This window comes from Roseburia sp. OF03-24, assembly GCF_003463035.1.
Lineage (GTDB): Bacteria > Bacillota > Clostridia > Lachnospirales > Lachnospiraceae > Roseburia > Roseburia rectibacter.
The window spans coordinates 40,993-56,685 of sequence record NZ_QSCK01000018.1 but is presented as its reverse complement, the minus strand read 5'-3'; the positions used below and the strand labels follow the sequence as shown (position 1 = coordinate 56,685).

9 protein-coding genes are annotated in these 15,693 nt (G+C 45.4%); all 9 read right to left on the bottom strand.

What is annotated here, in order from left to right:
- Nucleotides 1-114: 114 nt before the first annotated feature.
- The 9 genes from DXA60_RS10695 to DXA60_RS10655 all read right to left on the bottom strand — a co-directional run bounded on the left by DXA60_RS10695 (nt 115) and on the right by DXA60_RS10655 (nt 15,606).
- Nucleotides 115-2,436 carry a transglycosylase domain-containing protein gene (locus tag DXA60_RS10695; protein ID WP_117921188.1) on the bottom strand — a complete coding sequence of 774 codons (2,322 nt, stop codon included), beginning with the start codon at nt 2,434-2,436 and terminating at the stop codon, nt 115-117.
- 13 nt (nt 2,437-2,449) lie between these two features.
- Nucleotides 2,450-4,129, bottom strand: a complete 1,680-nt coding sequence (locus tag DXA60_RS10690; RefSeq protein ID WP_117921187.1) for an ATP-binding protein — start codon at nt 4,127-4,129, stop codon at nt 2,450-2,452.
- Nucleotides 4,120-5,178, bottom strand: a complete 1,059-nt coding sequence (locus DXA60_RS10685; RefSeq protein ID WP_148399334.1) for a metallophosphoesterase family protein — start codon at nt 5,176-5,178, stop codon at nt 4,120-4,122. Before DXA60_RS10685 ends, DXA60_RS10690 begins: the two co-directional genes overlap by 10 nt.
- Before the next feature lie 133 nt (nt 5,179-5,311).
- A complete protein-coding gene (spoVT, locus tag DXA60_RS10680; protein ID WP_117921185.1) occupies nt 5,312-5,860 on the bottom strand; it encodes a stage V sporulation protein T in 549 nt (182 codons plus the stop codon).
- A gap of 209 nt (nt 5,861-6,069) precedes the next feature.
- A complete protein-coding gene (locus DXA60_RS10675) occupies nt 6,070-7,911 on the bottom strand; it encodes a glycoside hydrolase family 20 zincin-like fold domain-containing protein (protein ID WP_117921184.1) in 1,842 nt (613 codons plus the stop codon).
- Nucleotides 7,912-7,942: 31 nt separating this feature from the next.
- Nucleotides 7,943-10,138 carry a glycoside hydrolase family 3 protein gene (locus DXA60_RS10670; RefSeq protein ID WP_117921183.1) on the bottom strand — a complete coding sequence of 732 codons (2,196 nt, stop codon included), beginning with the start codon at nt 10,136-10,138 and terminating at the stop codon, nt 7,943-7,945.
- Between the two features lie 10 nt (nt 10,139-10,148).
- The gene (locus DXA60_RS10665; protein ID WP_117921182.1) at nt 10,149-11,441 is read right to left on the bottom strand and encodes an MFS transporter; all 1,293 of its coding nucleotides are present in this window, start codon (nt 11,439-11,441) and stop codon (nt 10,149-10,151) included.
- A 73-nt stretch (nt 11,442-11,514) separates the two neighbouring features.
- Nucleotides 11,515-14,604: an alpha-mannosidase gene (locus DXA60_RS10660; RefSeq protein WP_117921181.1), complete on the bottom strand. Its 3,090-nt coding sequence runs from the start codon at nt 14,602-14,604 to the stop codon at nt 11,515-11,517.
- 21 nt (nt 14,605-14,625) lie between these two features.
- Nucleotides 14,626-15,606, bottom strand: coding sequence for a glycoside hydrolase family 130 protein (locus tag DXA60_RS10655; protein WP_117921180.1), 981 nt, complete (start codon nt 15,604-15,606; stop codon nt 14,626-14,628).
- Nucleotides 15,607-15,693 lie beyond the last annotated feature (87 nt).

The window sequence follows — 15,693 nt, the reverse complement described above, 5'->3', positions numbered from 1 at the left end:
CAAAAAAATACCCCTTATGGATCTTTGATACGTATCCAGGCTTCCGGATACCTGCCAATTCCAAGGGGTATTTCTGACCTCACAATATTCTGTCAGGACTGTTATATCTGTCTGCTACTGATTCTGTTGCTGCTGTTCCTGTGGCCGCTGTTCCTGTGACTGCTGATTTGGTTGCTCCTGCTGTTGTTGTTGCTGCTGTTGATTCTGCGGTTGCTGTTCCTGTGACTGCTGGTCTTGTTGTTGCTGTTGTTCCTGTTGCTGCTCCTGTTGCTGCTGGTCTTGTTGTTGCTGCTGTTCCTGTTGCTGCTGTTGATCCTGTGGTTGCTGCTCCTGTGGCTGTTGGTCTTGTGGCTGCTGGTCATCCGCCTGCTGCTCCTGCCCGGCATTTTCATCCACGTTCTGATCCGGATTTTCTTCCGTATCTTCCTGACGGAATACATGAACCTCATCCGACACCTGCGCATATGGCAGAAACTCCATCGGAGAAAGCCCTTCATGCGCCTTTAACATAAACTTCTGCCAGATCGTACCCGGATAAGTTGATCCCATGAGTTTGTCAAGTTTTTTGGGCATATCATACCCCACCCACACGCTGGTTGTATAATATCTCGTATAGCCTACGAACCATCCATCTTTCTGATCGTTGGATGTACCTGTTTTTCCAGCTGATGGCATACTGCCAAGTCCGAGTCCATGTGCCGTTCCGCTTGTGATAACACCTTTTAAAACATCTGTCATCATGCGCGCTGCGTTCTGTTTATACACAGTCTCCTCCGTCTGTTCAGATGCATAAACTTCATTGCCATCCGCATCTAATATCTTAACGATACAGGTCGGTGTCCGGTAATTTCCATCATTTTCAATCGCTGCGTAACCGGATGCCATCTCTAGCGCAGACACACCATTTGTAAATCCGCCAAGCGCCGTTGCCGGTCTGTAATCATTGGCATCAAGTTTTGCAAAATTCATGTTTTCAAGATAAGAAAGACCTACTTCCGGTGTCAGCTCCTCATATAATTTCCATGCGATCGTATTGACAGACTTTTCCACTGCAGTCCGTACTGTGATCTGTCCTAAATAAGATCCGTTTGCATTTCTTGGACCGTCCTCGATCGGCTCATCTTTAACTACCGAATCCGGCGTATAACCGCGTTCAAAAGAAGGTGTATAGACCGTGAGCGGCTTAATGGCACTCCCCGGCTGTCTGTAACTCTGAAATGCACGGTTTAACGTATACCCGGAAAAATCCTGGCTTCTTCCACCCACGATCGCCCTGACATAACCATTGTCATTGTCAATGCAGACCGCTGCAGACTGCAACGCATATACACCCTCATCATTGACCTCCGTAAAACCAGCAAGCGCATCATTTACAGAGTCCTGCAGTTCCTGCTGTAAATTCAGGTCAAATGATGTGTAGATCCGGTATCCGGCAGTATACAATTTTTTCTGGCATTCATTATAAAGCGTCTCATATGCTTCATCATATTTTGCTTTTTCATCTTCCGAAGAAAACTGATATTGAAAATGGAAATCTTCATTTTCCATTAGTGCTCTTGCTGCACAGTAATAAGTGTAAGTCTCTACATAATCATTTTTTGCCAGTGCCTCCGGGCGGTCTAATGCGATTACCTGACCTAACGCCTTATCATATGAAGTCTGGGATATTTTTCCATCATCAAGCATATTTTTTAAAATACGGTTTCTTCTTTTGTAGGTGTTTGTGATATTCGTAACAGGATCATAAAGCGTCGGATTATTGGGAATAGCACATAAAAATGCCTGCTCTGACAGATCAAGATCCTGCACATCCCGGTTAAAATACCCGCGGCTTGCTGACTGAATCCCATAATATCCGTTTCCAAAGTAAATATTATTAAGATAAAATTCGAGAATTTCGTCCTTTGTATATTTCTTTTCAAGTTCTCTTGCAATATACATTTCCTCAACTTTTCTCTGCCATGTTTTTTCCTGGCTTAAGAAAATATTTCTTGCAAGCTGCATTGTGATCGTACTGCCGCCCTGCGTCGCCTCTCCATTTTCGATCATCGCCTTTACCGCACGTACAAGCGCCCGGTAATCAATTCCATTATGCCGGAAAAATTTTTTATCCTCTATGCTGACAATTGCACATATCACATTACTTGGAATATCTGTGATCGAAAGATAATAAGAATCTTTTCCACCTTTTAGTGTAGAGATCACGCTTTCATCGGAAGCATAAACAATACTGGTCTGGTTAGCTTTAAATGTTTCTTTATTGGAATAACGCACCAGTTCCACCGCCTGCGTCTTTAAGTCCTTTACTTCTTCTGCGTAACCGCCAAAATAATACCAGCATGCTCCCACGATCACTGCAAGAAGCAGAACAAGCTGCATCTTTGCCAAAAACCAGAACATACGGTATTTCTTCTTTTTCCTTTTTCTGGCTGTCATAACTGCATCACCTCTATTTCAAAACAATTTTATGATATGTAATCCCTGCCCGTTCCATTAATTCCATCTCACGATTCTGACAGGTAAAAATCAAAATCTGTCTCCCCTGCTCTCTCCTGACAATCCCATCAAGTGCACAAAGTGTCTGCATCAGACGTTTCTCGTCATACATTCCAAATGCTTCATCAAAAATGACAGGCATAGGCTCCTCTTTTGTCACGACTTCTCCGACAGCAAGACGAAATGCCAGATAAATCTGTTCTAACGTTCCATGGCTTAACGCCTCCGGCATGACTTCTTTTCCATCTGCTAAAATAAAAAGTTTTCCATCTTCTTTTACAATGGCATGATCATATTTTCCCGCTGTAAGCTGTGACATCCATTTTGAGACGGCACTGCCAAGTTCATCGAGGCTTTCCTCATAGTATTCGCTTGAAAGGCGGTCAATTTCTGCCGCTGCAAGTTCTAATGCGCGGATATCTTCTAACAACTCCCGTTCCTGCTCTCCCGGCTGCTTCGCCTCTTCCATATCCTGCATGATATTATAACGTCTTGTCTCTTTTTCAGACAAAGACTCTTTGAGACTGAGGAGCATACGCTCTGCCTGCCTTAGCCCGGCATCTGCATATGTTTCCTGCGTCACACCCTCTATATCGCTCTTTTGTGCTGACATATATGCCTCTTTTTTTGCCTGTTCCACCGCATAACGGATTCCCACATAAAGTCCGCAAAGAATCATACCTGCAAAAAAGACTGCCTGCAAAATAAAAAAAAGACGAGACGGATACGAAGTAACATAATGTACTGCTATATTGACAAGCAGTGCCGAAGCACAGATTCCGATCCCTGCCATACGGTCCGGATGCTCTTTTTCCGGTTGCATTGCCCCATCAATTTCTCTTTTGTGCGGTGCATTTTCCTGTCTCTCTCTGCGGTCTGCCTGCTGCCTTTTCTGCTCAGATAATCTCTTTCGCTTTTCACCAATTTCTTCCACGCGCACACGTTTCAACTGATTGATCTCTCTCTCTGCATCCGCAATATTGGCATGTAATCCACGTGCATCCCGTTCTAAAAGATCTTTTTCCACAATGAGCTGCCTGATATCCTCATTTTTCTGTTCATGAATTATTCTTACTTTCTGCGCCAGTTCTTTTTTCCGCGCTGTAAGTGCTGCTTTAGCCTTCTGAACCTGAATATTGGCACCACCGCCCTCAGCAGCATTCGATAGATACTCAGACAAAATATCTGCCAGTTCCTTTCCTGTCACTGCACCTGTCTGCGGTATATCATAAGTGTTTCCAAACGTTTCCTTATCTATTCCACCAAGCAGCATTGACAGATCCCCGTAAACTACCGACAGTTCTTCTCCATCTGCCTCATTTTTCAAAATATCTTTTTTATCCTTATAATAAAAATTACGCTCTAAATAAAATGGTTTTTCATCCACAAGAAATCGCAGGGCACCACTATAGTACGAAGGGGCATGCCAGGGTTCGTGCTTTTTATAAATGCTGTTTAATGTATTTCTTCCACGCCCCTTTTCCATTCCAAAAAACATTGCAAGCAAAAAATCATGCAGTGTCGTTTTTCCCGCCTCATTTTCTCCATAGATCACATTGATCCCTGGTTCAAATGAGATCTGCCTGTTCTGCAATTTTCCAAACTGACCAATGATCGCTTCTTTTATCTGCATATCTTATATCCCAATAATGCGTTGACTCCATATTCCAACGCTTTTTTTGTGACCACATCCTGTGGTCTTTTTTCCATTTCTTTTATGTAATTCCCCAAAAGGGTACCTTTATAGTTTTCTTTTAATTTATCATAATCATAATCCGGCAAAAGCTGCTCTGTCACATCAACAACCCGGTCAAACGTTTCAAGTTTTTCTGTATCAAATTCTATATCCGGCAAAATTTTTCCCCGCAGAAATAAACGAAAATACTGATATCCGGGTCTTTCCTCCAGCAGGTTTCTCACCCAATCCCCAAGTTCAAGATCCGTTGTTTTTGCCGTAACCGGATAAATTTCATGACAGTATTCACACTTTTTCACCGGATGAAAATGAATATCCGTATGCTCTTTGTCGATCGTCCCCAGCCAGTATCCATGCGGCCCGACATCATTTTTATCCGTCGGCTCCAGACTTCCCGCCATCACTGCCCTCCCCGGAATCTGCTGTTCTCCCTTATGGATATGCCCGGCAGCAATATAATCAAACCCATTTTCCAAGATAAGTTTGGGATTGTATGGGATATGCTGTTTGTCTCCGCCATGTACTAAAAGGAGATTGATCCTTGATCTATCCTCCGGGATGACCGAATCATAAATAGCATCCCCGATCTCTCTATGCCAGTAACTTAATCCATAAATGCTGACATTTTCCTCATCAAAATCAAAATGACCGGGTTCTTCCTGACGGAAAAAATAAACATTTTCCTCCCATTCCATTGTCAGATAATAGGATTTCGTTCGAAGATAATCGTGATTGCCCGCCATCAGAATGATTTTCGTCTGTGGTATCCTGCTAAAAAGATAATTAACTTCCCTAAGCTCTCTTTTCAAAGGCTGCGCATGGAATAAATCCCCTGATATCAGCAAAAAATCCGGCTTTAGCTCCACTGCTGCATCGATCACTTCTGCAAACGAATCCCAGATATCCTGCGCTCTTTTTTCACTCCACGGTTTTCCCACATCCGGTTTTATCCCAAGATGTACATCCGAAACATGTATGAATTTCATAAGCTGCTCCATTTCTGTCTCATTTACAGTGTCTATTGTATATGATTTTTTCTGTTTTTCCAATAGTGAAAAGAAGCAGCGGAATTTTCTTATTAGAAACCCCGCCGCCTCTTCTTATCTTTGATCTTCTTTTTTACTGTTCCATCTGTCTTCCCAAAAATGATGCTGCCGCAGCAGCCAGTTTTCCTTCGGTATCACTCATTTTCTTTTTTTCATCCTTATTACAGATGACCACTGCACCGATCGCATCTCCCTCACAGATGATCGTGCTTAATGCCTGCTCCGTATATTCCCCGGCATCATCCAGCGTCACTTTCATAAATTCTGCATCCCCTGCAGATGCCTGATAGTTCTTTCTCTCACTGATGGCTTCCTCTAACTGTCTGCTGACCGGCTTTCCCTCAAATTCTTTTTTCCCGCTTCCGGATGCCGCGATCACATGGTCACAGTCTGTCACAAGTACAAGATATCCCGTGGTCTGTGCCAGGCTCTCCGCGTACTCCCCTGCAAACTGTCCGAGTTCACCGATCGGTGAATATTTTTTCAGGATGATCTCCCCCTCACGGTCTGTAAATATCTCAAGCGGATCTCCCTCGCGGATCCTTAAAGTTCTTCTGATCTCTTTTGGCACTACGATACGTCCTAAATCATCTATCCGGCGAACAATTCCTGTTGCTTTCACGTTGTTATCCTCCAATGCTATATTTTGATAAAGCAGCTCTTTCTTATATATCAGCTTTGGAGTTAGTATGTGGAAAATATTGAGATTTATTCTTGTATCCTCTCATTTGCTTATGATTCCGGCAGCAGACAATATGCTATATCATAAATTTCCCGTGAAAAGTCCTGATGATTAATCAGTTATCACCTGATAGAATTTATACTTTTTTATCATTTTCTGCGCATCCAGTCTGCATACCAGAACACGATCTCTGCAATATGATGCAGATCGCCTTCTTTGCTGGTGGCTCTCCAGTTTTCTTTATAAGCCATAAACCAGCATTCTAACTTTTCTGCCAGTTCCAGACCTTTCTGCATATCAAAACTTCCCGTTTTTTCCATGCTTTCTGTCAGGAGTCCTACGGCATTCCAGATACCGATCCCCTGCAATGTCACGGATAAAAGCTGCATCTGTTTTTTCGTTTCCGGCATCGCCTGCGTGCTCTCCAAAAGTTTTTTGTATATATCACGCAGGGCATCTGCTGCAGCATCTACACCCGCCTGATCCACACCGCGGAACAGATCTTCGCCCTCTTCGAGTTCATGCTTTAAGCACCGGTTCTCATAATACATGACAGCTTCTCTCCACTGAAATACCGACTGTCCGCAGATTTCTGCCAGATGGGAAACATAATTTCCGGTAGTATCCCCATACTCGATCCGTGAGATCATACGGTTTAACTCTGCAAATGGTATCTTCTCCCCATTCCAGGAAAATACAGCACCGTAGATCATCCCCGGAACAGAAAATGCCGGATCATTAACGTGTCCAAAATCTCCCCAGTCTGTGTTCAACACACCGATGCCATGATATTTTGCCGCATAACCGCACATTCTTGTAATATTTTTATAAGAATTTTCTATTAAGTTTGCCCACTGGTTCCAGCCGCATACACCCGGACACAGATACTGCACTGCACCCGTCTGTGCGATCGCCCTCGTCTCATCTTCCCTCTGTTCCGGTGCGTATCCCCAGTTCAGGCAGATCATGCTCTCCGGCAGTTCCTTCATCAGTTCCGGCGAATTCCAGATGATATCGCCCCAGAACATTGGGATTTTTCCATTTTCCACCAGAAATTGTGCAAGCTCTTTGACATAGTCAATATAAAGCCGATGGACGCCACGCTCTTCGGCAAGTTTTTTCGATTTATATTTGCCAAGGCAGAATGTCTCATCCGCACAGATATTAAATTTGTTGGAAGAAAACAACTGCATATATTCTGCGATCATCTTTTTGATCAGAGGAAGGGAACGCTCATCGGAGACATTGATCGTATGATACCGCATCCGGTTCCAGAAGGAAAACGGCTCCTTCCAGGAATCCTCCATCTCGCAGAGATCCCCATATGTTTTTGTGGAGAGCAGTGTGCACAGATGTCCAAAACTTGCCAGCGACGGAACCAGTTCAATATGACGTTCCCGGCAATAACTGTCAAGTTCGCGGATCTCCTCTGCCGTAAGCGGAGTCTGATCCCTCCACATTTCCGAAAAGTCACGGAACAGATAGGTATGTTCCACATAAAGCTGAAGCTGGTTTAATTTATAGCGGCACATCCTGTCTGCAATTTTTTTGAGTTCTTCCAGTTTTAACACACGTCCCCTTGTCTGGTCAAAATAATAACCACGGTTTGGCATATCCGGGGCATCCTGAATCTGTACACAGGGCAGTATCCCGCCACACTGCTGTACGATCTGGCAGAAGGTCTCCACACCGTAAAGCACGCCAGCCCCGTCGCCGCCTGAAATCTGTCCGCCTTTTTCGTCGATCGTGATCTCATATGTCTGCTCTGGTAATGTTTTTGCGATCCCAAGAGAGAGATCCCCCTCCCTTACTTCCCCTACGGAAAACGGCAGGATAAGCCCCGTTTCCTGCCTGATCGCCTCCTGCAGTCTTTTTGCTGCATGCATCTCTGTCTCTGCCACCTCTTTTGTCATCACAATATGTGTGCTGTGGCAAAGCAGCATCTGTCCGTCCTGTTCTTTGATTGTTTTTGGCTTTGGTAATAAATACATAATTTTCTCCTCCTGCTGTCAGAATTTCTTCCTATTCTTCAAAAATTATTTTTCCACTATCCATTAAAAGTATTTTACTCTTATAAATCTTTGCACCACTCTCATTAAAATACCGGAATTTATCCGCATCCATAACGATTTCAAATGCCTTCTGACTTCCTTTTTCCACTTTTATTCTGGAAAATGCAACCAGTTCCCGCTCTCTTGGCACAAGTTCACCGGACAACACTTTCCGGTAGCATTGCAGCACTGCCGTATCATCTATATTTCCTTTATTCTTTACAATTCCTGAAATAATCCACACATCCTGCTGCTTTTTAAGACAGATATCCACATACTCCATGTGGGAATATCCCATTCCTTCCCCAAATGTATACAAAACTCCCTGTTCCATATCACAATAGTGCATTGCCGGATAGGACACCGTATGGTTATAGTACACCGGAAGCTGTCCGCAGTTTCGCGGAAGGGACACCGGCAGCCTGCCGGACGGTGCATATTTTCCAGACAACAACTCCGCGATTGCTTTTCCTCCCATCGGTCCCGGATAAAAAGCATATAACAGTGCATCTGAATCCTGCGCAATTTCAGGGATTGCATAAGGCCGCCCGGCAATGACTACGGAGATCACCGGTTTTTTCAGCGCACAGACAGCCGTAAACAGTTCGTTCTGGTTCCCGGGGAGCTGTAATCTGGCGGTATCCATGCCCTCCCCACAGTCCATCTCAAGTACTCCCTGTACTTTTGCCGCACCGTTTTCATCGAACAGCGCCCCTTTAAAACGACTCGATGATCCGCCTAATGCCAGCACGATAATATCCGCATTTTCCGCAAGAGAAACAGCCGTCCCGACCTCATGTCCATTATAACAGCGAACCCGGTCTGCACCAAATTCTTTTTCCATGCCGCTCTTTAACGTCTCATATCCTGCCCTGTCCATTGGAGGTGAATAATCACCGATCTGCCGGTAAATATCATCCGCATTTGGACCGATCAGGGCTATTTTTTCTGCTCTCCCAATCGGCAGTACATTTTCATTCTTCAACAACACTACCGACTCGCGCGCCAGTTTTTCCGACTCCTGATATGCCTCTGTCGGAAATGAAACAGCACCATTTTCGCTGTAAGAGGCGGTACGGTTCCCGTTTTCATCAATATAAGGTTTATCCATCAGTCCCTGCTCAAATTTCAAAGTGAGCACTCGAAGGACCGCCTGATCGAGTTCCTTTTCCGTGATAAATCCCTGTTTTAACGCCTCCTCTAACTTTGTATAACCTTCATCCCACAGACTGATATCCACACCTGCTTTCAGTGCAAGTGCTGCCGACCTGATATTATCCCCCGTCATAATGTCTAACTGGTCGATGGCGATGCCATCCGCCATCACGACCCCGTCAAACCCCAATTGTTCCCGCAGAATATCCTGCAGCAGATGTCTGTTGGCATGGCAGAATTTTCCATCGATCTCGTTGTATGCAGCCATAATGCCTTTTACGCCCGCCTCACAACATGCCTTCGCCGCCTGTAAATGGATCTCCCACAGTTCCCTCTCTCCGATCCTCGCTGCGCTGGCATTGACCCCTCCGGTCGTCTCCCCCTGTGCACAAAAGTGTTTTGCAACCACTGCAACGCCCTCTTTCTGGATTCCTGTTACGATCGCCCGCGCGAGCTCTGCCGATAAATATGGATCCTCCCCATAACACTCCTCACTGCGCCCCCATCTTGGGTCTCTTAAAATATCCAGTGCCGAAACCAGTGCAAAATCCACGCCCATCTGCTTTAACTGCCTGCCGCACACCTGCCCTGCCCGCTCATACAATGCCGGGTCAAACGATGCACCTACTGCCAGATTGACCGGGAGCAGATATCCGTCTAACGCCTGATGTCCATGTGGACATTCACTGCTCAGTAAAAATGGAATTCCAAGGCGGCTGTGTTCGATCACATATTTCTGTAACTGATTATATGCCTGCATGGAAAGTCCCCCGGCAAGCCCTGTCTCATAATTTTTTTCCGACCATGGATCTGCACGGTAAAGACCATAGATCGTGCCGATCCCGCCCCACTTTTTTACTTCATCCTTTAATTCCTGCGTAAAAATAATTTTTCCATCTTCTACATGGTAGATCCGAAAACCATATAAATGCTGGTTTAACTGTCCCACTTTTTCTGTTGCGGTCATCTGCGCAAGCAGCGCCTCTGCCCGCTTTCTGCTATCTCTCTCCATATCTGTCCTGTCATTTCTCCTTTATTTTTCGGCTGTATAATGCACTTGCAATAATTCCGAATGCAGACAAAATAAACACCATCTGTATGTTATCTACCGGAATGTTTAAAATCCTGATATCCTTTGCTAATGCCACAAATGTCGAGCCGAGCATGGATGAAAAAAATCCTACAAACCCAACCATTGTTGAGCAGAAGCTGACATAGCTGACACGGTGTTCTAACGGTGCAAAGGCAAACTGCATCCGAAAAGTCGCAATATTGATGCCGCCCCAGGCAACCCCGCTCACAGCCTGTACGACCGGAAGCCAGTAGATACAGTTTTCTTTCGTCAGCAGTCCCCAGCCGATATATGCAACTCCCAGCATAAAAATGGACCCCAGCGTGACAAGCCTCCACGAATAACTGTCTGCTGCCTTCCCCCACAGATTTGCAGCCGCGATCCGCGCCACCGATGCAACCATATTCATGACGGTGATATAAAAATAGGACAGCCCCAGATTCTCTAACATATAAATAGAAAAAAACGGACTGGCAAAATTAGACGCCACACTCCACAGCAGGAAGAAAATCAATATATTGCGGTAATTCTGGTCTGTGAGCGGCATCTGTATTGCTTTCCTTATGTTCAGTGGCTCCACATGTTTCACATTTTCCGGTTCCCGGATCAGCGTGAGACAGGTAATGTCGACCACGCAGATACCGATACATAAAATGCCGATGATCCGGAATCCCAGAATCTCCTGATCCGCGAAACGGTAGGCATCTAAAATTTTACTTAAGATCAGGGAACCGCCTGTGGACGCAACTAAAGTCATTGAATCCTTCAGTCCGAGATATCTTCCCAACCGTTCTTTTTTCACCAGGCTGATCAGCCAGTTATTTGCCCCGGTGTTGATAAATGCCCCACAGAAATGTGCACAGGAATACAGCACCGCGATCACTGCCACCGAGATTCTCGCTCCTAACATCAATGTCGGAACAAACAGCATCATGAGCAGGCATAAGCGCTGGATGAGTGCAAACTCTACCGTGATCCGTTTGCTGCCTGCGCGGTTCTCATAGACGACAGAGGAAAAAATCTGGATGGTATTCATCAGCGTCGGCAGTGCAGCTATGATCCCGGTCAGTGCCGTCCCCGCACCCACAAGATAGGCAAGTCCCGATAAAAATGCGCCGGAAGTAACTGCAAAAATCTGTGTGGAAGCGCATCCATCGAGGATAAAAAGTGCCCTGCTGGTCCGATACTGTTTTTCCGTAATATGATCGGAACACTCAAAAATATGGCTTAATTTATTGGTCATAACGTAAATCTCCCTATAAAAAGAGAGGCATCCCACCGAACTCCCTTCGGAATCTGAATGCCTCTATATGATTTTAAACGAGTTTTACAGTAACAACTTCATACGGTTTCAGTTGTACACAAACCACTCCGTCTTTCAACTCTAATTCTGCTTCTTCCTCCTCGAGCAGATTGCAGGCAAACGCTTTGTTGTAGTTCCCCTCAACTACAAGATTTGTCTTTGTGAGTGCATTTTCGCTCTCATACATACGGATAATGATGCCATGACCAGACTCTGCACACTTGATCGTCTCTAATACAACGTTGGACCTGTCCACAGATGCTTTTGACAACAGGCTTCCCGGCTTTCCTCCTGCCACTGCAATAGCCGGCTGGTTCAGGTCATATGCCTGCTCCACGGTCTTTGCTTCCTGCCATTTTTCCGCATGCGGATAGATTGCATAGGTAAAATAGTGCTCTTCCTGATCTGCCACCGGATTCGGTTCGATGCCGGATTTAATCAGTGTCAGTGCCATATCAGAATCCTTCACGGAATGTCCATATTTGCAGTCATTTAACATGCTGACTCCGTAGTGACCTTCCGAGAGATCGATCCATTTCTGTCCGCAGCTCTCAAAACGTGCTTTATCCCAGCTCGTATTGGTATGCACTTTGCGTGTCAGATTACCAAACTGTACATCAAATGTTGCTTCATCGGTATGTACATTGACCGGGAAATGTACCTTTAACAATGTCTGATGCTCTTTCCAGTCCACATAAGTCTCAAATTCGATTCTTCTGCTGTCTGCATAGAAATGGATCTTCTGGTGGATCACAGAATTGCTTTCTTTCCGCTCCATCTCTAACGTTGCACGCACCGGACCGCACTCTGTCCATTCCATAGAAATCACATCATTGACATCCCAGTACTTTTCGGTATAGTAAATATCCACATCCCAGTTATCAAAGCACATCGGCTTATCCTCGTACATGCGGAACTGATTGCCTTTTTTGCCATCCTGCAGTACTTCCCTGTCGTTTTCCTTATCGTAGATGCGGTCAAAACGTCCCTCCGCATCCAGATGGATCGTATAAAACGGTGTCTCAAACGTATGGTCATCCACAAGGACAAACGGTGTTTTCTGCTCAATTTCACTGGATACAGCCGCAAATGTCTTATATCCTTTTGACGGCAGATGCTCTACATAGACCACTGCACCTTCTGCAGTCTTCTGTACCGGATAGATCACGCCCTCTGCATCCTTTAACGCTTCCGCATGGATCTCCCCAAGTTCTACGATATCACTGCGGTCGTGTCCGGTTGTATTGAAAATAGTGATGCCTTCGCCATCTCCCACGAGTGCATGGAGACGTTCCTCTTCCAGTGCTTTGATCTCTTTCTGAAGTGCAGCGTATTCTTCCTTTGTCACCTCATATACTTCATGGATCGCAGATCCAGGCAGAATATCATGGAACTGGTTGATCAGGACTTTTTTCCACATGCGGTCGAGTTCTTCTGCCGGATACGCTGCCTGTGCCTGTGCTAAAACGGACAACAGTTCCAGATCCATCAGACCAAGTTCTGCCTTACGGTTGCTACGTTTATTTCTCGCCATGGAGGTATAAGTTCCGCGATGGTACTCAAAGTAAAATTCACCTTCCCATACCGGCAGGCGTCTGTCACCTTTCACGCGCTCCTCAAGTTCTTCAAAATAGGTGCGTGAAAATTCCTGGCGTACTTTCGGAATCCCTTTGATTCCCTTTTCCATGCGGATCGAAGTCTCAAGCATTTCCCTGGTCGGACCGCCGCCGCCATCGCCGTAACCGTAGGAGACTAAGATATCGTTATTGATGTCCTTATTCTGGTAACGCATCCATCCTCCCATGATCGCATCCGGGTGCAGCATGCCATTATAGGTCGTAAAGTAATCTTTGATCGGCTGGCTCACGCCAAGGGTCGTGATCAGGTGTGTCAGCACCTCTGTTCCATCGATTCCGCGCCACATCATCGTATCGTAAGGCACTTTATTGAACTGGTTCCATGCCAGTTTGGTTGTCATAAAATAATCGATTCCGCATTTTTTCATGATCTGCGGCAGTGCCCCGGAATAACCGAACACATCCGGCAGCCAGAGGATACGGTTGTCCACGCCAAATTCCTCTTTAAAAAAGCGTTTGCCATGCATAAACTGACGGACGAGGGATTCTCCCGATGTCAGGTTGCAATCTGCCTCGACCCACATACCGCCTTCCGGCTCCCAGCGTTTCTCTTTGATGCGCTGTTTTGCTTTCTCGTATAATTCCGGATAGCGCTCCTTTAAAAATGCATATAACTGCGGCTGGCTGGACATGAACTTATAATTCGGGTACTCGTCCATCAGCTTTAACACAGTTGCAAAGCTGCGTCCGACTTTTTCTCTTGTCTGTGCCACAGTCCACCACCACGCAACATCGATATGCGTATGTCCGATACAGGTTGCGATCACATCCTCATACCCTGCCATATCTTCATACAATGCTTTCCGGATATAAGCAGATGCTTCCCGCATACTCCGGTAAAAGTCTTCGGAATACGGGGTTCTTAAATCCAGCAGATTGATCGTCTCATTGAGCACATACTCAATATCCTTGCGGTTTTTATCATCTGCCTCCATGCGGGAAAACGCTGCAAGCGGAACCCACAGGTCATAATAGAGTTTTTCGATCTCTGCATCGATCTCCTCGATCTGTGTGCGGAGCGCAAATTCCTCATGCATGATCCCGGTATATGCCTGCAGGTCGATGGTCAGTGTCTCTCCTGCCTTTCCGCTTCTCGTGATCAGGCACTCCCTGTGGTTCATATCGATACCCTGATAAACCTCCCCGTTCACAAACACGATAAACTGCGGATTTCTTCCGTCATCCCACTCGTCGATCTGTGAGGAAACGCGGATCCATATGCTTTTGCCATCCAGCTCCTCCGGAACGGTATAGGTCGTGTGGAACCAGTAATGACGGTCCTTGCCATACCAGTGCATGGTCTTGCAGTCAAAGTTTTCCCAGGCTGCCTCGTCTTTTAATGCATCCTCCGGGTGAATAAAGTTTCCTTCCTTGTACTCCCACTGTGTCAGTGGAAATACCTGTTTTACTTTTAATTTCTTAAGTTCGTTGCAAATTACACCGACTCTTTTGTCTAAGAAATCCATTCCGGCACCTCTCGCTCCTGTCTACTTTCTGATATAATCCAAAATTTCATCAACTGTTGTAAACGCCATTCCTGTCACCGTATCCGCGCATCCATAATAAATCGTGATTCTTCCCGTATCAGCATCTGCAAGTGCTGCACAAGGGAAAACAACATTCGGGACATCCCCGACACACTCATAATATTCATGCGGTGCTAAAATATATTCTTTTGAGCGCGCCAGCACTTTCCATGGCTGTTCTAAATCTAAAAGTGCTGCACCCATACGGTATACAAAACCATTGCAGGTTGTAATTACACCATGATAGATCAGAAGCCATCCCTCATCCGTCTTGATCGGAATCGGACCCGGTCCAACTTTGGTACACTGCCATGCAGATTCATCTCCTGGGATCGGGCTCATCACATGTCTGTGTCTGCCCCAGAACTCCATATCTTTACTGAAACTTACAAAAATATCGCCAAACGGTGTATGTCCGTTATCGCTTGGTCTGTTTAACATTGCATACATGCCATTTATCTTTTCCGGGAACAGAACACCGTTCCGGTTACACGGCACATAGGCATTTTCTAACTGCACAAACTTTTTAAAATCAAATGTATAGGCAACACCGATGGTTGGACCGTGGTATCCGTTGCACCATGTGATGTAATATCTGTCCTCGATAAAGCAGACTCTTGGATCGTAGCGGTACTCTCTTTTTAAGATCTCCTCATCCTCTCCCTCAAACTGGATTGGTGTATCCTCGATATCCCAATGGATACCATCTTTGCTTCTTCCAACAAAAATATCCATGCTGATCGACCTGCTGTCACAGCGGAATACGCCTGCAAATCCGTCCTCAAACGGAACAACTGCACTATTAAACACACTGTTCGAAACTTTATTTCCATTTCTTCCAATGATTGGGTTTTCTGTGTAACGCCATACTGGCATCGTATACCCTTCCGGTTTTTCCTGCCATGGAATATTTGGCAATGACTTTCCAATTATTTTACTCATACCTGCTCCTTTGTAAAAGGGCTGATACATAAATTTCAATTCTTTTATTTTTATGTATCAGCCCTCTATCATCTCATTTTGGTTTTT

Bases quoted from the DNA above. Each gene is read 5' to 3' on its own strand.
- DXA60_RS10655 (WP_117921180.1), bottom strand. From the start codon at position 15,606: ATGAGTAAAATAATTGGAAAGTCATTGCCAAATATTCCATGGCAGGAA.
- DXA60_RS10670 (WP_117921183.1), bottom strand. From the start codon at position 10,138: ATGGAGAGAGATAGCAGAAAGCGGGCAGAGGCGCTGCTTGCGCAGATG.
- DXA60_RS10690 (WP_117921187.1), bottom strand. From the start codon at position 4,129: ATGCAGATAAAAGAAGCGATCATTGGTCAGTTTGGAAAATTGCAGAAC.
- DXA60_RS10685 (WP_148399334.1), bottom strand. From the start codon at position 5,178: ATGAAATTCATACATGTTTCGGATGTACATCTTGGGATAAAACCGGAT.
- DXA60_RS10660 (WP_117921181.1), bottom strand. From the start codon at position 14,604: ATGGATTTCTTAGACAAAAGAGTCGGTGTAATTTGCAACGAACTTAAG.
- DXA60_RS10695 (WP_117921188.1), bottom strand. From the start codon at position 2,436: ATGACAGCCAGAAAAAGGAAAAAGAAGAAATACCGTATGTTCTGGTTT.
- DXA60_RS10665 (WP_117921182.1), bottom strand. From the start codon at position 11,441: ATGACCAATAAATTAAGCCATATTTTTGAGTGTTCCGATCATATTACG.
- DXA60_RS10675 (WP_117921184.1), bottom strand. From the start codon at position 7,911: ATGTATTTATTACCAAAGCCAAAAACAATCAAAGAACAGGACGGACAG.